Origin of the sequence: Nitratireductor aquibiodomus NL21 = JCM 21793 (genome assembly GCF_000615975.1) — a bacterium.
Lineage (GTDB): Bacteria > Pseudomonadota > Alphaproteobacteria > Rhizobiales > Rhizobiaceae > Nitratireductor > Nitratireductor aquibiodomus.
In genome coordinates this window covers 1-19544 of sequence record NZ_BAMP01000078.1, presented here as the reverse complement: position 1 = coordinate 19544, position 19544 = coordinate 1, and the positions used below count along the sequence as shown (strand labels likewise).

The 19544-nt window shown below is 62.6% G+C and carries 18 protein-coding genes and 2 pseudogenes; 12 read left to right on the top strand and 8 right to left on the bottom strand.

Going from position 1 to position 19544, the window contains the following annotated elements:
- From JCM21793_RS17795 to JCM21793_RS17780, 4 genes and pseudogenes are all read right to left on the bottom strand, one after another.
- Nucleotides 1-229, bottom strand: a pseudogene (locus JCM21793_RS17795) (tRNA (guanosine(37)-N1)-methyltransferase TrmD); the annotation flags it as partial.
- Complete coding sequence (rimM, locus tag JCM21793_RS17790) at nt 226-789, bottom strand: ribosome maturation factor RimM (protein ID WP_025031216.1); 564 nt, start codon at nt 787-789, stop codon at nt 226-228. The pseudogene JCM21793_RS17795 and the gene rimM, both read right to left, overlap by 4 nt.
- Nucleotides 790-839: 50 nt before the next feature.
- Entirely contained in the window at nt 840-1202 is a 363-nt protein-coding gene (locus tag JCM21793_RS17785) for a cell division protein ZapA (RefSeq protein ID WP_025031215.1), read from the bottom strand.
- A gap of 8 nt (nt 1203-1210) precedes the next feature.
- Complete coding sequence (locus JCM21793_RS17780) at nt 1211-1483, bottom strand: DUF4164 domain-containing protein (protein WP_007008306.1); 273 nt, start codon at nt 1481-1483, stop codon at nt 1211-1213.
- 444 nt (nt 1484-1927) lie between these two features.
- On the opposite strand from JCM21793_RS17780, the gene tkt reads away from it, so the two are divergent.
- From tkt to JCM21793_RS17755, 5 genes are all read left to right on the top strand, one after another.
- The gene (tkt, locus tag JCM21793_RS17775) at nt 1928-3922 is read left to right on the top strand and encodes a transketolase (RefSeq protein ID WP_007008305.1); all 1995 of its coding nucleotides are present in this window, start codon (nt 1928-1930) and stop codon (nt 3920-3922) included.
- Between the two features lie 136 nt (nt 3923-4058).
- The gene (gene gap, locus JCM21793_RS17770; protein WP_007008304.1) at nt 4059-5066 is read left to right on the top strand and encodes a type I glyceraldehyde-3-phosphate dehydrogenase; all 1008 of its coding nucleotides are present in this window, start codon (nt 4059-4061) and stop codon (nt 5064-5066) included.
- A gap of 138 nt (nt 5067-5204) precedes the next feature.
- A complete protein-coding gene (locus JCM21793_RS17765; protein ID WP_025031214.1) occupies nt 5205-7016 on the top strand; it encodes a potassium/proton antiporter in 1812 nt (603 codons plus the stop codon).
- Nucleotides 7017-7153: 137 nt separating this feature from the next.
- Nucleotides 7154-8356: a phosphoglycerate kinase gene (locus JCM21793_RS17760; protein ID WP_007008302.1), complete on the top strand. Its 1203-nt coding sequence runs from the start codon at nt 7154-7156 to the stop codon at nt 8354-8356.
- A 109-nt stretch (nt 8357-8465) separates the two neighbouring features.
- Nucleotides 8466-9488, top strand: coding sequence for a class I fructose-bisphosphate aldolase (locus tag JCM21793_RS17755; RefSeq protein ID WP_025031213.1), 1023 nt, complete (start codon nt 8466-8468; stop codon nt 9486-9488).
- Nucleotides 9489-9573: 85 nt separating this feature from the next.
- Here JCM21793_RS17755 and JCM21793_RS17750 read toward each other — a convergent pair whose 3' ends face one another.
- Both JCM21793_RS17750 and JCM21793_RS31035 read right to left on the bottom strand, forming a co-directional pair.
- Entirely contained in the window at nt 9574-9900 is a 327-nt protein-coding gene (locus tag JCM21793_RS17750; protein WP_025031212.1) for a hypothetical protein, read from the bottom strand.
- A 304-nt stretch (nt 9901-10204) separates the two neighbouring features.
- On the bottom strand, nt 10205-10333 hold the full coding sequence (locus tag JCM21793_RS31035) for a hypothetical protein (protein WP_280113537.1): 129 nt from the start codon (nt 10331-10333) through the stop codon (nt 10205-10207).
- Between the two features lie 182 nt (nt 10334-10515).
- On the opposite strand from JCM21793_RS31035, the gene JCM21793_RS17740 reads away from it, so the two are divergent.
- The 6 genes and pseudogenes from JCM21793_RS17740 (at nt 10516) to JCM21793_RS26805 (ending at nt 15336) form a co-directional block, all read left to right on the top strand.
- Entirely contained in the window at nt 10516-12417 is a 1902-nt protein-coding gene (locus JCM21793_RS17740) for a propionyl-CoA synthetase (RefSeq protein ID WP_025031211.1), read from the top strand.
- An 83-nt stretch (nt 12418-12500) separates the two neighbouring features.
- A complete protein-coding gene (locus JCM21793_RS17735; protein WP_007008297.1) occupies nt 12501-13295 on the top strand; it encodes an SDR family NAD(P)-dependent oxidoreductase in 795 nt (264 codons plus the stop codon).
- Nucleotides 13296-13354: 59 nt separating this feature from the next.
- Entirely contained in the window at nt 13355-13516 is a 162-nt protein-coding gene (locus JCM21793_RS29315) for a hypothetical protein (protein WP_155983475.1), read from the top strand.
- A 25-nt stretch (nt 13517-13541) separates the two neighbouring features.
- The gene (locus JCM21793_RS17730) at nt 13542-14129 is read left to right on the top strand and encodes a DJ-1/PfpI family protein (protein ID WP_007008296.1); all 588 of its coding nucleotides are present in this window, start codon (nt 13542-13544) and stop codon (nt 14127-14129) included.
- Between the two features lie 112 nt (nt 14130-14241).
- The gene (locus JCM21793_RS17725; protein WP_025031210.1) at nt 14242-14616 is read left to right on the top strand and encodes a VOC family protein; all 375 of its coding nucleotides are present in this window, start codon (nt 14242-14244) and stop codon (nt 14614-14616) included.
- Between the two features lie 12 nt (nt 14617-14628).
- Nucleotides 14629-15336, top strand: a pseudogene (locus JCM21793_RS26805) (helix-turn-helix transcriptional regulator).
- Between the two features lie 207 nt (nt 15337-15543).
- Here JCM21793_RS26805 and JCM21793_RS17715 read toward each other — a convergent pair.
- Nucleotides 15544-16257 carry a DUF1013 domain-containing protein gene (locus tag JCM21793_RS17715; protein WP_007008293.1) on the bottom strand — a complete coding sequence of 238 codons (714 nt, stop codon included), beginning with the start codon at nt 16255-16257 and terminating at the stop codon, nt 15544-15546.
- Nucleotides 16258-16485: 228 nt separating this feature from the next.
- Between JCM21793_RS17715 and JCM21793_RS17710 the strand changes: the two genes are divergently transcribed.
- A complete protein-coding gene (locus JCM21793_RS17710; protein WP_025031209.1) occupies nt 16486-18684 on the top strand; it encodes an esterase-like activity of phytase family protein in 2199 nt (732 codons plus the stop codon).
- A gap of 104 nt (nt 18685-18788) precedes the next feature.
- Here the strand turns inward: JCM21793_RS17710 and JCM21793_RS17705 are convergent.
- A partial coding sequence (locus JCM21793_RS17705; RefSeq protein WP_025031208.1) for an NAD(P)H-quinone oxidoreductase occupies nt 18789-19544 on the bottom strand: 756 nt, incomplete at its 5' end.

Here is a 19544-nt window from a genome sequence, read left to right as displayed (position 1 = left end):
CGGCGTGGTCGATGGCGCGCGCCAGCACGTCGGCGCGCATGACCATGCCCGCACCGCCGCCGGCAGGCGTATCATCCACATTGCGATGTTTCGTCGTGGCGAAATCGCGGATCTGGACGGTTTCCAGCGACCATGTTCCAGCCTCCCGAGCCCTGCCAGCCAGCGACAGATCGAGCGAGCCGGGAAACATTTCAGGGTAGAGCGTGAGGACCGTCGCGTGAAACGTCACGAGACCTCTCCTTCGCGCGGCATGTCCGGATCGTCGTCTTCCACGAGGCCGGCCGCTACGCGGTCGATCTCCACTTCGCCTTTTGAAAGGCGCACATGCGGCGCGGCGGCGCGGGTGAAGGGAACCATCGTCGAGCCACCTTCCGCCAGCCCGATCTCGAGAATGTCGCCGCCACCGAAATTGTGCAGCGCCCGCACCCTGCCAACCCGCTCCCCCTCGCCGTCGACAACGGCAAGACCGATCAGGTCGGCATGGTAGAATTCCTCTTCCCCGAGATCGTCCGGCAGCGCATCACGCTCAACAAACAGTGCAGTCCCGTTCAGCGCCTCGGCGGCGTTGCGGTCACCCACCTCGGCAAAGCGCGCCACAACCACGTTCTTTGCGGGTCGTACATTTAGAACGGTCAGTTTGCGCCCATCCCCGGTGGTCAGCGGACCGTAGTCGCCGATCGCCAGGGGATCGCCGGTGAAAGCCTTGACGCGAACCTCGCCACGCAGGCCCTGCGCCGCGCCGATAACGGCAAGCTGGATGCGGGTATCGCTGTTTTTCTGTCTGCTCATCTGCCTGATTTGCCACTGCGCGGTTCGGAAAAACAGGCTTATGCGCCGTTTTACGGCTTTCCGGCAAGCTTTCCGGCCAGACTTTCCATGCGTGCGGCAAGATCGTTCAGCGTGCCGGTCACCGCGGCATCGTTCTTGCCGGACTGATTCAGGGCATCGTCTCGCGTCTTGCGAAGCGTTGCGACCTCCCCCTCCGTGGTGCGCATCCGCTTCTGCAGTTCCGAAAGCTCGTCCATCACCATGATCCCGGCCATGACCGCCAGCCGGTGGTCACCGATCTCACCGAATGAATCCTTCAAATGGGTGATGTAACGGTCGAAACGCTGCGCCAGACTGACAAGATGCTCTTCCTGTCCCTCGTCGCAGGCCATGCGATAGGACTTGCCGTCGATCGTGACTGTAACCTGTGCCATCGCCCGCCCTACCGATCCAGCACGGCACGGATCGTCTCCATGGCCGTGACCAAACGCCGCGAGACTTCGCGGTTCACCTCTTCAAGACGCTGGGCCCGCGCTTCGGACTTGTCGATCTCCTGAGCGAGGCGCGCGCGGTCCGCATTCATGCGCTGCAGTTCTGCATCGGAATCAGCAAACGCGCGATCCCGCTCAATCCGCGCCTCCACGGCATCCTCAAGCGAGGACAGCGCCTTGTTCAGACGCTCGATCACCTCTTTGAGCGTGCTTTCACCACTCATGGCCGCCAACCCCAGTCGAGCATCCCCGGAACGCGCCAGCCACCACAGCGGCGCAGGCATGCGAACTCCGAAAATGTTTTGACACAGGCAATCTTGCTTACTCTCATCCGCCCAGTGACGCACCCAGGCATGTGCCGACAGGCAAACGCACGACAGGTTTCGCGAAGCCTCGGTTGCGAATCGCTGGCCTTACTAACCAGTTACGCCGAAAAGATTAGGCGCCGTGTGAAGGTTCCGTCAACAAAACACGTCGGCTAATCCCCCAAAATGCTGTAACAGGGTTGATACAAAATCTTCCTTCCCCGACGGCAGGCAAACGCCCGCAAACCGCACCTTTGTTGACTTCAAGGCCGCAACTGCTATGTGTCGCCTGCTTTTTCCAAAGGGCCGGGACTGCCCATGCAGTCTGCCCGACAACTGCCTAAAGCGGACCAGCGAGCAATCATGATCTCACGCGACAAACACGACCGGATGGCCAATGCGATCCGCTTCCTTTCCATGGATGCGGTCGAGAAGGCCAAATCGGGCCATCCAGGCCTGCCCATGGGTGCGGCAGACATCGCCACCGTGCTTTTCACCCGCTTCATGAAGCACGACCCGAAGAACCCGGACTGGGCCGACCGCGACCGGTTCGTTCTTTCAGCCGGCCATGGGTCGATGCTGCTTTATTCGCTGCTCTACCTGCTCGGCTACGAAGACATCACGATCGACGAGATCAAGAACTTCCGCCAGCTCGGTTCGCGCACGGCCGGGCACCCCGAATTCGGTCATGCGGCCGGCATCGAGACGACCACCGGCCCGCTTGGCCAGGGTCTTGCCAATTCCGTGGGCATGGCGATCGCCGAGCGCATCCTGAACGCCCGCTACGGCGACGACCTGGTGGACCACTACACCTATGTGCTGGCCGGCGACGGCTGCCTGATGGAGGGCATCAGCCAGGAAGCGCTGACGCTTGCCGGGCATCTGAAACTCAACAAGCTGATCGTCCTTTTCGACGACAACCAGATTTCCATCGACGGCTCCACCTCACTGACAGATTCCACCGACCAGTGCGCGCGCTTCGAGGCCTCCGGCTGGAACACGATGCGCATCGACGGGCATGATCCGGACGCCATCGCCGGCGCCATCGAATCCGCGAAGGGTTCGGACCGCCCGACCCTGATCGCCTGCCGCACGACCATCGGCTTCGGCGCACCGACCAAATCCGGCACCGCAAAGGTGCACGGTTCCCCGCTCGGTGCGGAAGAAATCGCCGGCGCGCGCAAGGCGCTCGGCTGGGATGCGGAACCCTTCGTCGTTCCTTCCGACATTCTTGACGACTGGCGCCTGGCCGGCCTGCACTCGGCCAAGGAGCGCAAGGCCTGGGAAGATCGCCTTGCGGCCGCCGACGCGGAAACGCGGGGCGAGTTCGAGCGCCGCATGCGCGGCGACCTGCCGGAGACCTTCTCCGCGGCCATGCTCGAATACAAGGAAAAGCTGGCAGCCGAACCGCCAAAGGTGGCGAGCCGCAAGGCTTCGGAAATGGCGCTCGAGGCAATCAACGCAGCGCTGCCGGAAACCATCGGCGGCTCCGCGGACCTGACCGGCTCCAACAACACCAAGACGAGCCAGACCGGCCCGATCAGCGCCGAGGACTTCTCCGGCCGCTATGTCCACTACGGCATCCGCGAGCACGGCATGGCCGCCGCCATGAACGGCATGACGCTGCATGGTGGCATCATCCCCTATGGCGGCACCTTCCTGACCTTCTCGGATTACGCCCGCCCGGCGATGCGCCTCGCCTCGCTGATGCAGATCCGCTCCATCTTCGTGATGACGCATGACTCCATCGGTCTTGGCGAGGACGGCCCGACCCACCAGCCGGTGGAACATCTGGCCGCGCTGCGCGCAATCCCCAACCATCTCGTGTTCCGCCCCGCGGACGCGATCGAAACGGCGGAATGCTGGCAGGTGGCGATCGAAAGCCGCAAGGCACCGTCCACGCTCGCCCTTTCGCGCCAGAACCTCGCGCCGGTACGCACCAGCCATGAAACTGACAATCTCTGCGCCCGCGGTGCCTATGAGCTCGCCGGTTCCGACGACGACGCCAGAGTGACGCTCTTTGCCACCGGTTCGGAGGTGGAGGTCGCAATGGCTGCCAAGGCCCTGCTTGATGCCGCCGGCCATCCGGCCCGTGTCGTTTCTGTGCCCTGTTTTGAACTGTTCGAGCAGCAGAGCGACGACTATCGCAAGGCTGTGACCGGCAACGCCCCCGTAAAGGTGGCCATCGAAGCCGGCATTCGCCAGGGCTGGGACGCGATCATCGGTTCCGACGGAATCTTCGTCGGCATGACCGGCTTCGGTGCCAGCGCACCGGCTCCGGAACTCTACAAGCATTTCGGCATCACCGCCGAAGCAGCAGCCAGCGCCGCGCAAAAGCGGCTGGCAGAACTCGGTTGAGCCCGATAGTGGCCCTGTTACGGTTTGGGGCGGGCGAATGCCTGCCCCGCCATCTGGATTCTCGACGCCTGTGCCGCTATGAAGCGGCGTCTCCTTCCGTGCCTGCGCACGGCCACCCACTCTCCGGAGGAAGTTCATGACCGTCAAAGTTGCCATCAACGGATTTGGCCGCATCGGCCGCAATGTCGTACGCGCGATCTACGAGTCGGGCCGCAAGGACATCGACATCGTCGCGATCAACGATCTCGGCCCCGTCGAGACCAATGCCCACCTTCTGCGCTATGACAGCGTGCATGGCCGCTTCCCTTCCGAGGTGAAGGTCGACGGCGACACGATCAACATCGGCTCCGATTCCTTCAAGGTCTTCGCAGAGCGCGACCCCTCCAAGCTGCCCTGGGGCGAGCTGGGTGTCGACATCGTGATGGAATGCACCGGCATCTTCACCGCCAAGGACAAGGCATCGCTGCACCTCGATGCCGGCGCAAAGCGCGTGCTGGTTTCGGCTCCGGCTTCCGGCGCCGACCTGACGGTTGTCTATGGTGTCAATCACGACAAGCTCTCCAGCGAGCACCGCGTGGTCTCCAATGCCTCCTGCACCACCAACTGCCTAGCACCGGTGGCCAAGGTCCTGAATGACGCCTTCGGCATCGAAAAAGGCTTCATGACCACGGTTCACGCCTATACGGGCGACCAGCCGACGCTCGACACGATGCACAAGGATCTCTATCGCGCCCGCGCTGCAGCCGTGTCCATGATCCCGACCTCGACGGGCGCCGCCAAGGCTGTCGGCCTCGTCCTGCCGGAGCTCAACGGCAAGCTGGACGGCGTTTCCATCCGCGTTCCGACCCCGAATGTTTCGGTCATCGATTTCAAGTTCGTGCCGAAGAAGAAGGTCACGGTGGAGGAGGTCAACCAGGCGCTCGTCGCCGCCGCCGATGGCGGCCTGAAGGGCATCCTCGCCTATACCAACGAGCCGCTTGTCTCCATCGACCTGAACCACAACCCCGCCTCATCCACCTTCGCGCTCGACCAGACCAAGGTAATCGAAGGCGACCTGGTTCGCGTCATGTCCTGGTACGACAATGAATGGGGCTTCTCGAACCGCATGGCCGACACGGCCGTCGCGTTCGGCAAGACCATCTGACACGGTTTACAAGCCATTCAGAACGCCCGGCCACCACGCCGGGCGTTTTTCTTTTGGCCCGGCCCTTGCATCTCACTTCCGCCGCATCTTTTATGAAAAAGAACAGCAACTTGAGGCAGGCGGGATCGAAAGTATCGGATGGATCAGGGCATTTATCTCATAACGCTCGTGGGCACGGCTCTTGTGCTCTTCGCCGCGTTTTCGAGCCTGATTGCCTTTCGCTTCGGCGCACCGCTCCTCCTCATCTTCCTCGGCATCGGCCTGGCAGCCGGGACAGACGGGCTCGGGCTTGATTTCGACAATGCAGCGATTGCCTATTTCATCTGCTCGCTGGCATTGGCCATTATCCTTTTCGATTCAGGGTTTGGCACGTCCATAACAGCGTTCAGGCAGGCTGCAGCGCCCGCCATCGTCCTTGCGACCATCGGCGTGTTGCTGACCGCCGGGCTCGTGGGCGTTGCAGCCTACTATGTAACGGGCTTCAGTTGGCTTGAATCCTTTCTGCTTGGCGCAACGGTGGCATCGACCGACGCGGCGGCCGTGTTCTTCCTGCTACGGGTGGGCAACATCTCCGTGCGCGAGCGGGTGCGCTCGACGCTCGAAGTCGAATCGGGATCGAACGACCCGATCGCCATCTTCCTAACGCTCTCTCTTGTCGGGCTGATCGCAGGTGGCGAAGCGATCCAGGCAGGAGAACTGGCGGTCGACGTGGCGCTCGGCTTCCTGCAGCAGATGGGGATCGGCCTCGTCGCAGGCCTTGTCGGCGGCTGGAGCATCGTGCGGCTGGTGGTCCGGCTCAGACTGGAACAGGGGCTTTTGCCTATTTTCGTGCTTGCTCTGTCTCTGCTTGTGTTTGCGCTGGCAGGCGCCATGGGCGGCTCGGGCTTTCTCGCCGTTTATGTGGCCGGCCTGATCGCCGGTAATGCCAAGCTGCGCTCGACCGCCATGCTGAAGCGCTTTCAGGACGGCGTGACCTGGCTCGCGCAGATCATCATGTTTCTCGTGCTCGGCCTGTTTGCAACGCCGTCGCAATTTGCCGAGATCATTCTGCCAGCACTGTTTATTGGCCTGTTCCTGATCTTCGTCGCCCGTCCGCTGGCGGTGACGCTCTGTCTGATGCCCTTCCGGTTCTCGCCCGCCGAGAGCGCCTTCATCTCGTGGGTGGGCCTGCGCGGAGCAGTATCGATCCTGCTTGCGATCACGCCGCTGATCGACGAACTGCCCAATGGCCGCCCCCTGTTCAACATCGTTTTCATCATCGTGCTTGTCTCGCTGATCGTGCAGGGCTGGACGGTAGGGCCCTTGGCACGCCGGCTGGGGCTGACACTGCCCCCGCGCATGGGGCCGCTAAACAAGGTTGAGCTGGAACTGCCCGGTTCCGCCCGTCATGAACTCCTCGCTTATCGCGTGGTGGCAGGGAGCCCGGTGGAGCGCGGCCAGCGCATTCCACGCTGGGCGAAGCCATCTCTGGTGGTGCGCGACGGACGCTCCATGACCTATCAGTATGCCGGGCGGCTTGCCGCCGGCGACCATGTCTATATTTTTGTGCCTGACCGCTATCCGCGCCTGCTCGACCGCCTGTTCGCAAGCCCGGCGGAGGTGGACCCGGAGGACGCCGATTTCTTCGGCGCCTTCGCTGTCGACCCGGAGCGTCCGGCGTCCGACATCGAAGCAGCCTATGCGCCGGGACTGAGCGAAGACGACCAGAAGAAGACCATTGCCGACCTCATACGCGAACGACTCGGCGGACGCGCCGAATATGGCGACCGGACGACCCTGGGTGAAATCGAACTGATCGTGCGCGATGTCGATGAAGACGGCCGCATCAGTGCCATAGGCCTTTCGGTTGAACCGCACCCGCCCGAAGCGCGCCTTCCGCTGTTGCTCAATCCACGCGAAATCCTGCGCCGCGTTTTCCGCAGGAGGCCGCCCCCCGACGCCGGCGCATAATCGCACCCACCATCTTGCACCCGCTGCACGGCGCTGTATGGTCGCCGACGAATTCATATCATTCTTCCACCAGCGGTTCCGGGCGGCCGACTTCCTCCGACCATCCGCAAACCCCTCACAGGAGACATCGACGCATCATGCCGGATTTCAGGACCCTTGACGATCTCGACGACATTGCAGGCAAGCGTGTGCTGGTGCGCGTCGACCTGAACGTGCCGGTGAAAGACGGCAAGGTGAGCGACACCACACGGATCGAGCGCGTCGCGCCGACCATCCGGGAGCTTTCAGGCAAGGGCGCGAAGGTGATCCTGATGGCGCATTTCGGCCGACCGAAGGGCAAGCCTGATCCGGCAGCATCGCTGGAGCCCATCGCCTATGCGGTGGAAAGCGTGCTCGACCATCGTGTGCACTTTGCAAAGGATTGTATCGGCGCGCCGGCGGCTGAGGCGATTGCCGAAATGACGAATGGCGACATCCTGCTTCTGGAAAACACCCGTTTCCACGAGGGCGAGGAGAAGAACGATCCCGAATTCGCAAAGGCGCTGGCCGAGAATGGCGACATCTATGTGAATGATGCTTTCTCAGCCGCCCATCGCGCCCACGCCTCGACAGAGGGGCTCGCCCATCTGCTGCCGGCCTATGCGGGCCGCACCATGCAGGCGGAGCTGGAAGCGCTGGAGAAAGGCCTTGGCAAACCGGCCAAACCCGTGCTCGCCATTGTCGGCGGTGCGAAGGTTTCCACCAAGATCGATCTGCTGATGAATCTGGTGAAGAAGGTCGACGCGCTGGTGATCGGCGGCGGCATGGCCAACACATTCCTGGCCGCGCGCGGCACTGAAGTCGGCAAATCGCTGTGCGAACACGATCTTGCAAAGACGGCAAAGCAGATCATGATTGAGGCAGCGGAAAGCGGCTGCGCTCTGATCCTGCCGGTGGATGCCGTGGTGGCGCGCGAGTTCAAGGCTGGTGCAGAGAGCGAAACGGTTGAGATCGAGAGCGTGCCGGCGGATGCCATGATCCTCGATGTGGGCGCCAAGAGCGTCGAGAAGGTCAACGAATGGCTCGACCGCGCCGACACGGTGGTGTGGAATGGTCCGCTGGGCGCCTTCGAGATCGAGCCGTTCGACGCAGCGACGGTGGCGGCGGCAAAGCACGCAGCACATCGCACCGCCGAGGGACTGCTCGTCTCGGTGGCCGGCGGCGGAGACACGGTGGCGGCGTTGAACCACGCCGGTGTGGCAGAGGAATTCTCATATGTGTCGACAGCAGGCGGCGCGTTTCTGGAGTGGATGGAAGGCAAGAAACTGCCCGGCGTGGAGGCACTTTCGAAGACCCGTTAAGCAAAATGTGAATAGCCTGTCATTTCAATCGATTAGGGATCTTAAGGGCGCATTCCGTTTGTCATCGTCATCTGCTATCGCCCGGACATGAACAGACAGGAGACCTGAAATGAGCGAACGCCTTGAGGATATTGCAGCCGCCATGGTGCCCCCCGGACAGGGGATTCTGGCGGCGGATGAGAGTTCCGGCACCATCAAGAAGCGCTTCGACACGATCGGGCTGGCATCGACGGAAGAGAACCGCCGCGACTATCGTGAGATGATGTTCCGCGCCGAGGCGGCGATGAAGGACTGCATTTCCGGCGTCATCCTCTACGATGAGACGATCCGCCAGAAGGCTGCCGACGGCACACCGCTCGTCGACGTCATCAAGGCCTCCGGCGCAGTTCCCGGCATCAAGGTTGATGGCGGCGCCAAGCCACTGGCCGGCTTCGACGGCGAAACCATCACCGAAGGCCTCGACGGCCTGCGCGACCGCCTCAACGAGTATTACGGCCTTGGCGCGCGTTTCGCCAAGTGGCGCGGCGTGATCTCCATCTCGAATGACCTGCCGAGCTGGGGCGCGGTGAAGCAGAACGCACAGGCGCTCGCACGCTATGCGGCACTTTGTCAGGAAGCGGGCATTGTGCCGATCGTCGAGCCGGAAGTGCTGATGGACGGCAAGCCGGGCGACCACTCCATCGACCGCTGTTACGAAGTGACCGAGTGGGTTCTGAAGACCGTCTTTGCCGAGCTCTACGACGCGCGCGTCTCGCTTGAGGGCATGGTCCTGAAGCCGAACATGGTGATCGACGGCAAGAACGCCCGCAAGGCGAGCCGCGAGGAAGTGGCCGAAAAGACCGTGCGCTGCCTGAAGTCGACCGTTCCGGCCGCGGTGCCCGGCATTGCGTTCCTGTCCGGCGGCCAGTCGGACGAGGAAGCGACCGCGCATCTCTCGCTCATGAATGCCGGCTTCGACATGCCGTGGGCGCTGACCTTCTCCTATGGTCGCGCGCTGCAGGCTGCCGGCCTGAAGGCATGGGGTGGCAAGAAGGAAAATGTTGCCGCCGCGCAGCAGGCCTTCGCACACCGCGCGAAGATGAACAGTCTCGCCGCCACCGGCCAGTGGAAACAGGACCTCGAAGCCGCCTGATCGGGCAGGCACATCGAGAACGCATATCGCGGCCCGTCGACGATTGTCGGCGGGCCGTTTCCGTTCTGCGGGAGGCGCGTCAGCCTCAGGGCACCGTCCACGCCTGGGTAGCGGGAGGAGGCATGTCGACCCAGGAGTGTCCGGATGCTACGAAGCAGGTTCGCTTCAGCGGATCCGTCACGATCAGCGTCCAGGTCCCGGCAGGCGACGTGTAGAGTTCCATCACGGCCCGGTCACCAACCAGGCCAAAGCCGGTCTGCCGCTCCTGAAACCTGCTCTGCAGCCAAGAGACAATTTCAGACCGTGGACCGCACGCCCTGACCTGCGCCTGGGCGCCACCTGCAAGGGCGGTAAACATCACGGCTGCGCCGAGCACGGCGGCAGCTTGCCTGATGATTTTCTTGGTAAACATCGCATATCTCCTTCGCCGTTCCGTCCCGGCAAGGGAAATGCGATCTCAGCTCCGCAGAGCCGGGACGGGACAGGCCGGTTCCGACGTCATCATCGCGTCGCTCCTTTCTTGATTTCCGGTCTGTTTGCGGGCGGGTGCGGCACCTGCCGCTCCCGCCTGATTCACACATGATGATGAATGGTCGAAAGCGCCAGATGCGATCACTGAAGAGTGATGGGATCGAACACAGAGGCCAGTCGGTCCTTGCGCTTCAACAAGCCCCGAAATGGCCAGTAAGCGCCGTTTGCGGACCGTGTTTCACGCCCTATTCGCCGCCGCGTAAAAGAATGGTGAGCGATACCGCGGCAAGCGCGATAAGGGCCAGCTTCCAGAAGTCGGCACGGCGCCTGAGACCCGGAAGGCCAAGCGGCTTGATGATGTGCACAATCATCATCGCAGGATGAAAAGCAGCAGGATCTTGGTCATGAAGGTCCGATTCGCGAAGACATGCCCTGTTGTGCCTCCCTGCCTGTCGCCTGTCAAAACCGCACCCTTCGCCGCAAGTCTGATTTACGCGCGGCCACCCGATCCGCTAACCTCCTCGCAAAAAGGCTCAAACCGCAGGGAGGAGGCGGGATGGCGTCGCGCTATCACGAGGTCTACGGAAACTGGAAACAGAATCCGGAGGAATTCTGGGCGGAGGCTGCCGCCGAAATCGACTGGTTCAGTCCCTGGGAGAAGGTTTTCGACGCCAGGGCCGGCGTTTACGGACGCTGGTTTCCCGGCGCGACCTGCAACACATGCTTCAATGCGGTGGACCGGCATGTCGAGGGCGGGCGAAAGGATCAGCCCGCCCTCGTCTATGACAGCCCCATCAGCGGCCGCCAGAAAAGCTTCACCTATGGCGAGCTGAAAGACGAGGTCTCGGCGCTGGCTGCGGTGCTGAAAGATTTCGGCGTCGGCAAGGGCGATCGCGTGGTCATCTACATGCCCATGGTGCCGGAGGCGGTGTTCGCCATGCTGGCCTGCGCGCGCATCGGCGCGGTGCATTCGGTGGTGTTCGGCGGATTCGCCGCCCGCGAACTGGCCGCACGCATCGACGACGCAGCACCAAAGGCGATCATCTCGGCCTCCTGCGGGCTGGAGCCCGGCCGTGTGGTGGCCTACAAGCCGTTGCTCGATGAAGCGATCAGCCTCTCCGCCGCCAGGCCGGAGGCGTGTCTGATCCTGCAGAGAGAGGAACAGCGCTGCGACCTGACGGAAGGCCGCGACCACGACTACGCCGAACTGGTGAATGCCGCACGGGCCGGGGGCCGCGTGGTGCCCTGCGCGCCGGTGCTTGCGACCGACCCGCTCTACATCCTCTACACGTCTGGCACGACAGGCCGGCCCAAGGGCGTGGTGCGCGACAATGGCGGCCATATGGTGCGGCTCAAATGGTCGATGTTCAACGAATTCGGCATCAGGCCGGGTGAAACCTTCTGGGCGGCATCGGATGTAGGCTGGGTTGTGGGCCACTCCTACATCGTCTATGCGCCGCTGCTTCATGGCTGCACCACAATCCTCTTTGAGGGCAAGCCCGTCGGCACGCCCGATGCCGGCGTGTTCTGGCGGGTAATCGCCGAGCACAATGTGGCCGCGCTCTTCACCGCGCCGACCGCGTTTCGCGCGATCCGCACGGCAGACCCGGACGCGGAGATGCTGGCCCCGCACGAACTCTCCGGCTTCCGCGCACTCTTTCTGGCTGGCGAGCGCGCCGATCCCGACACCGTCAAATGGGCGGAGAAGACGCTGGGCGTTCCGGTGATCGACCATTGGTGGCAGACGGAAACCGGAGCACCGATCAGCCAGGACCCCGTCGGACTTGGGATGCTCCCGGTTAAATATGGCTCCCCCGGCGTGCCGATGCCCGGGTATGACGTGCAGGTTCTGGACGATGCGGGACACGGGGTGCCGGCAGGCACGCTCGGCAACGTGGTGGTGAAGCTGCCGCTGCCGCCCGGCGCGCTGCCGACACTGTGGAACGACGACAAACGCTTCCGCGATGCCTATCTCAGCGAGTTTCCGGGCTACTACAAGACGGCGGATGCCGGCCTGCTGGACGAAGACGGCTATCTCTTCATCATGGCGCGCACGGACGACATCATCAACGTGGCGGGTCACCGGCTTTCCACCGGCGGCATGGAAGAGGTGGTGGCCGAACACCCGGCTGTCGCCGAGTGCGCGGTGATCGGCATTGCCGATCCGCTGAAGGGACAGGTGCCCTGCGGTTTCGTGGTGCTGCATGGAAAGAACACAGCCGACATGGGCACGGTGGAACGTGAACTGATCGCCATGGTGCGTGAGCGCATCGGGCCTGTCGCCGCATTCAAGAAGGTCGTGCCGGTGAAACGCCTGCCCAAGACACGCTCGGGCAAAATCCTGCGCGCTACCATGCAGAAGATCGCCGACCATCAGGAATGGACCATGCCGGCCACCATCGACGACCCGGCCGTTCTGGACGAAATCGGCGAGGCGCTCGGCAGGTCGGAATCCTGATCACATGCGAGCGGGCCGCACAGCTCTTGACCTTCCCGCGCCTGCGGCGCAGGGTCCAGCCGTTTTCGGCATGAGGATTCAACATGGCACTGGACGGCAAGACAGCAATCGTAACAGGCGGCGCGGGCGGCATAGGCTATGCAATCGCCGAGCGGTTTCTGCGCCACGGCGTCAAGGTCGTGATCGCCGACCTGGAGGGTGAGAAAGGCGCACAGGCGCTGGCCGACCTCGAAAAACTGGGTGACGCGCGCTTCGTCAAGGCCGATGTGAGCAAGCGGCTCGACGTTCACAACCTGCTGGCCGAGACGATCGATGCCTTCGGTGATGTCGACATTCTCGTCAACAATGCAGGGATCGTGCATGCCGCCGACTTCCTCGATCTCAAGGAGGAAGACTTCAACCGTGTGCTCGACACCAATCTGAAGGGCACCTTCCTGACAGGTCAGGCGGTCGCGCGCTATATGGTCGAGAAGGTCGAAGGCGGCGGCGCGGCCGGCACGATCATCAACATGTCGTCGATCAACGCCATTCTCGCCATCCCCGAGCAGATCGCCTACACGGTGTCCAAGGGGGGTGTCAGCCAGCTCACACGCGTCATGGCGCTGGCACTGGCACCCTACGGCATCCGCGTCAACGCCATTGGTCCAGGCTCGATCGCAACAGATATGCTTGCCAGCGTGAACAGCGACCAGGCAGCGCGCAACCGGATGCTTTCGCGCACGCCACTCGGCCGCATCGGGGAGCCTGGCGAAATCGCATCGGTGGCAACCTTCCTGGCAGACGACGATTCAAGCTATGTGACGGGACAGACCATCTATGCCGATGGCGGTCGGCTGCCGCTGAACTACACGGTTGAGGTCAAGCCGGAAACCTCCTGACAAAACGCTGTCACCACCGCGGAGCATAATACTCCTGCCAGAATCAGGAGATTATTGCCATGTCAGACTTCCCCGGAAGCTTCCTCAGCGCTGTCCGCCGCTGGGCCGACCAGACCCGTGAGCGCCGGCGGCGCAGAATGACCAGACGAATGCTGAACGACCTGCCGACCGCCGTGCAACGCGATATCGGCTGGGACCCCGCCAGCCGCGCACGACGCTGAGCCTGCCGCACTTCAAGGATATGAAATGAGTGATCGCAAGAAAATCGGCTTCGTCTTCATCGAGAACTATGCCGACTGGGAGTACGGCCTTCTCGCCGCTTCTGCCGTGGAATGGCTTGGCGCAGATGTCGTTGCATTGACGCCCGGCGCCGGAACGGTGACGTCTATCGCAGGGTTTCGGCGAGCCGGCGATCGGGGGGCCTCTGCGGAGGAAAACGCGGATCTCGGCGCTGTTGCAGTGATCGGGTCCGACCGATGGACCGTGGCCGATGCACCGGACGTCGCCCCGCTTCTGCAGACGGTGGGAGCTCGTGGCGGCGTGGTGGGCGGCATCTGCGCGGGCACGCTTGCACTCGCACGGGCCGGGCTTTTCGAAACCCGCTCCCACACGAGCAACGGCGCGGACTGGATCGACGAGAACCTGCCTGACTACAAAGGCAGGGAGAATTATCGCGATGTGCCTTTCGCCGTCTGTGATGATCGCGTGGTGAGCGCACCCGGCACCGCACCTGCCACCTTTGCTTCAGCTTTCCTCGAAGCTGTCTTCCCCGACAAAATTGAGATGCTGACGGAATTCCGAGCAATGATGGCGCGCGAGTTCCAGCCCGGCTGAGCACGTTCTCAATCTCAGGCAACACCTTTTCAGCCCTCCTGACGGAATGTTGTCAGGAGGGCTGTGTCATTCTTGCTCCATCGATAATATCGACAATGGAGGGTTGTGAGGCATGTCCGACACGTTGCCGCTAAACGCAGTGGTCTGGGCGGAGATACCGGTGACCGATCTCGATCGCGCGCGGGACTTCTACGCCGCGGTGGTGCAGAACGAACTCGTGCTGCGCGAGGACGGGCCCAACCCGTTCGCCATCTTCGACACACGCGATCCGCAGGATTCTGTCGCCGGACATATCTACCCCGGCAAGCCGGCTCCGGAGGGAAGCGGCCCGACGATCCATCTTGCGGTGCCGGCCCCGCTTGAAGACGCCATGGAGCGTGTCACAAAGAATGGCGGCAAACTGGTATCACCCATTATTACTATTCCTGCCGGCCGTTTCGTGTATTGTCTCGACCCCGACGGGAACAGCTTCGGAATTTTTGCGTGAGGAGAAATACGCATGCGCCGTGCTGACCGACTTTTTCAGATCGTCCAGCATTTGCGGGGCGGGCGCCTGGTTACGGCGCGTCTTTTGAGCGAGCGTCTCGAGGTTTCCGAGCGCACGATCTATCGTGATATTGCCGACCTGCAGTCGACCGGCGTGCCGATCGACGGTGAGGCCGGCGTCGGCTATCTGATGCGGGAGGGGTTCGAGCTTCCCCCGCTCATGTTCACACGCGATGAGATCGTGGCGCTGGTGGCCGGTGCACGCATGGTTCGCGCCTTTGGCGGCGCAGCATGGCGCGGGCGGCCGAGGAAGCCTGATCAAGATAGGAACCGTGCTGCCCGAGCCGGAGCGCGACCGCATTGCCCGCACCGAAATTCACACCCCGCGCTGGGTGGTGAGCGACATGGACCGCCAGGCCATCGACACGCTGGAGCGTGCGGTGGAGACGCGGGACGTGCTCTCCATCGATTACCGCGATGAAGCCGGACGCACCTCCGAGCGCGACGTGCGCCCGCTTGGTCTCTGGTTCTGGGGCAAGGTCTGGACGCTGGTGGCGTGGTGCGAGTTGCGCGGGGATTTCCGCACATTCCGCATCGACCGCATCGCAACGATGAAACCGGCAGGTCGGACTTTCCGCCCCGAGCGCGGCAAGCAGCTTGCTGACTTCTACCGGCGCATGGAAATGCACGAAGCATGATGGGCAGAGCCTGCGCGAGCTGAGGCGATGCTCCCCCGCAGCCGGGGAGCGATCTAAATCATTGATAGAGCATCGGAATAACCCGAAAACCGGATCCCACTTTTCGGTCCGATGCACTAGATCGCCGTGCCTCCATCCGGACGCACAAAGGACGATCTAATCTATTGATGGAGCATCGGAATAACCCGAAAACCGGATCCCACTTTTCGGTCCGATGCTCAATATTCAGATCAGGACCGCTCGTCCTCTTCCTCTTCGTCCGCATCGCTGGATTTCAGCGACGAGAGCTTGGCAAAGACCGCATCCGCGTCGAGTTCCTGCTCGTCGGAGGGCGTCTCGGACGGAGCCTGCTCACCGATCGGCAGATCCTCGGTCTCGGAAGCCGGGAGCAGGGTCTCGCCGGTGCTTTCCTGCGGCGGCAGGTACTTTGCCGCGCGCTGCACCTCCAGATCGAGATCGATCTGAGAGCAAAGGCCCAGAGTCACCGGGTCCATCGGCACGAGGTTTGCCGAATTCCAGTGCGTGCGCTCTCGGATCGCCTCAATGGTCGATTTCGTGGTGCCGACAAGACGCGAGATCTGCGCATCCTTGAGCTCGGGATGATTGCGCACCAGCCAGAGAATGGCGTTGGGGCGATCCTGGCGCTTGGAAAGCGGCGTGTAGCGCGGGCCCTTGCGCTTGGTCTCGGGCACGCGAACCTTCGGCTCCGAAAGCCGCAGCTTGTGGTTCGGATTGCCTTCGCCAAGGGCGATCTCCTCGCGGGTGAGCTGTCCGGTCATAACCGGGTCCATGCCCTTGATGCCCTGTGCGGCATCACCATCGGCAATCGCCCCCACTTCGAGCGGGTGGAGTTTGCAGAATTCGGCGATCTGATCGAAGGTCAGTGCCGTGTTGTCGACCAGCCAGACGGCGGTGGCCTTGGGCATGAGAAGCGTGTTGGCCATGTGTCAAGAATCCTCTTCCTTCGCCCGCGTCCCTGGCGCGGGCGGTGGTCATAACCACCGATGTTGGGAAATATCGCCCGCGTTATAAACTGAAACGCCCCCCTGACGCAACAAATTGCGCGACACGGCAGATGGGGAGTGTCACCGAACCGTCATCGATGTGTCATCGGCCTGAAATCAAGGCTTCCGATTGTGCCGCTCCTATGGGTCTTGAGGGAGTTTTCAGACATGGGACGCCACGCAATCATTCTGGGCCTGCTGGCAAGCACGGCCGTCATTCTGCCCGCGCATGCGGACATGGCATTCAACCGCATCGCCACCTTCCCGGTGGCGGAGAACCTGCCGGCTGATGCCGATGTGACAACAGAAACCTCCTCGGAGATCATCGCACGCAGCGCTGATGGCAAGACGCTGATTTACTCCGACAGCCCGCTGGGCGGTGTGGGCTTCGTCGACATCGGCGATGCCAACGCTCCGAAAGCCAGCGGCATGCTCAGGCTGGACGGCGAGCCAACTTCGGTGGGCGTGGCGGGCCAGAAGGCCATCGCGGCGGTCAACACGTCCGAGAGCTACACCAGCCCTTCCGGCAATCTCGTGGTGATCGACATGGCGGCGAAGACCGCCGAGAAGTCCTGCGATCTGGGTGGCCAGCCGGATTCAGTGGCCGTCAGCAGTGACGGGCGTTTTCTCGCCGTCGCCATCGAGAACGAGCGCGACGAGGACCTAAACGACGGCGTGATTCCGCAGATGCCCGCCGGTGACCTGAAGGTCTTCAATCTCAACGACGGGGTGCCCGACTGCGGCAGCATGAAGACCGTCTCCCTGAGCGGCCTTGCAGAAATCGCACCGGAAGACCCCGAGCCGGAATTCGTTGATTTCAACGACGCCGGCGAGATCGTCGTCACCATGCAGGAAAACAATCACATCGCCGTGGTTGCAGCCGAGACCGGCGAGGTGACAGGCCATTTCTCCGCCGGTCAGATCAGCCTGGAAAACATCGACACGCTGGACAACGGCGCCATCGCTTTCGATCAGAATGTGCAGAACCTGAAGCGCGAACCGGACGCCGTGAAATGGCTGGACAGCGATCGATTCATCACCGCCAATGAAGGCGACTATGAGGGTGGATCGCGCAGTTTCACCATCTTCAGCAAGTCGGGCGACGTTCTGTTCGACAGCGGCAATGATCTTGAGTTCCGCGCTGCGGCTGCCGGCCACTATCCCGACAAGCGCTCGGACGCCAAGGGCACAGAGCCGGAAGGACTGGAAGTCGCAGCCTTCGGCGATCAGCAGTACATCTTCGTGGCACTGGAGCGCGCCTCGCTCGTCGTCGTCTACCGCGACACGGGCGGTGAGCCGGAATTCGTCCAGGTCCTGCCCTCCGGTATCGGCCCTGAAGGCCTCGTGGCCATACCCGAACGTAACCTGCTCGTTACGGCAAACGAGGCCGATCTGGTGGAAGACGGCGCGGCCCGCTCTCACGTGATGGTCTACGAACTGACCGAAGGAAAGCCCGTCTATCCGACCATCGAATCGGTGCGTGACGGCAATGGCGTTCCGTTTGGCTGGGGTGCCCTCTCCGGCCTCGTGGCAGACGCCGAAAAGCCCGGCACACTCTACGCCGTGTCCGACTCCTTCTACCGCAACCAGCCGGCCATCTTCACCATCGATGCGACCGAGACGCCGGCCCGCATCACCGCCAGGACCATCGTCACGCGTGGCGGCATGGCAGCCCAGAAGCTCGACCTCGAGGGCATTGCCAATGACGGCAAAGGCGGCTTCTGGCTCGCTTCGGAAGGCCGCACCGACCGTCTGACGCCGCATGCGCTCTTCCGCGTCGACGCCGCCGGCGAGATCAGGGAAGAGATCGCGCTTCCCGCGGAGCTTCTGGCAGTCGAAAAGCGTTTCGGCATGGAAGGCGTGACCGTGGTCGGTGAAGGCGATGACCAGATGCTGGTTATGGCCATTCAGCGCGAATGGGGCGACGATCCCAAGGGTCAGGTGAAGCTTGTTAGCTACAGACCCGCCAGCGGCGAGTGGGCCGCCGTGCGCTACCCGCTCGATGCGGGCGAGAAGGGCTGGGTCGGCCTCTCCGAGATCACCGCTAACGATGGAAAGCTCTATATCGTCGAGCGTGACAACCAGATCGGCACGTCTGCGAAGATCAAGAAGCTCTACAGCGTATCGCTCGACGGCTTTCAGCCGGCGGCGCTGGATGCGGATCTGCTGCTGGTCGAAAAGACACTGGAGCGCGACCTGTTGCCCGACATGAAAGCCGCGTCCAACGGCTATGTGGTCGACAAGATCGAGGGTTTCGCCATCGACGCGGAAGGCACGGCCTACTTCGTGACCGACAATGACGGTGTGGACGATTCATCCGGCGAGACGATTTTCGTCAATCTCGGCAAACTCGATGCCACAAACTAGAGCAATTGCAGGCAACGCGGAAACGCGGTGACACAGCCTCCCAAGGCGAGAAAACCCCGGCGCCAGCGCCGGGGTTTTCTTTTTGGGTGAACGCCTCCTGACGGTCAGGCGACTTCGAGCACGATCTTGCCGATATGAGCACCCTCTTCCATGCGTTCATGCGCACGCCAGGCCTCTTCAAGAGGAAAGGTCATGTCCATGACGGGCGCAATGCGGCGCGCGGCGAGAAGCGGCCAGACATGCGCTTCCAGCTCGGTGGCAATACGCGCCTTGAACGCCACGGAACGGGGCCTGAGCGTGGAGCCCGTATGGACAAGCCGCTTGCGCATGACCTGCGAGAAATCAACCGTAGCGCGCGAGCCTTTCAGGAAGGCGATCTGCACGATGCGCCCGTCCATGGCGGCAGCGGCATAATTGCGTTCGATATAGTCGCCGCCGATCATGTCGAGAATGACATCGGCACCATGACCATCCGTCTCTTCCTTGATGGCTTCGACGAAATCCTCGTCCCGATAATTGATCGAACGCACCGCACCCAGCGAGGCGCAGGCAGCACATTTCTCGGCCGAGCCTGCCGTGGCGATCACCTTGGAGCCCAGTGCCGTGGCCACCTGGATGGCCGTTGTGCCGATACCCGAAGAGCCACCATGAACGAGCAGCGTTTCGCCCGCCTTCAGGCCGCCACGCTGAAACACGTTGTGCCACACGGTAAAGAAGGTTTCAGGCACCGCCGTGGCTTCGGTGAAGGTGAGATCGTGCGGGATCGGCAGGGCATTGGTCTCATGCGTGAGGCAGTACTCGGCATAGCCGCCACCCGGCGTGAGCGCGGTAACGCGATCGCCCACCTGCCAGCGCTTCAC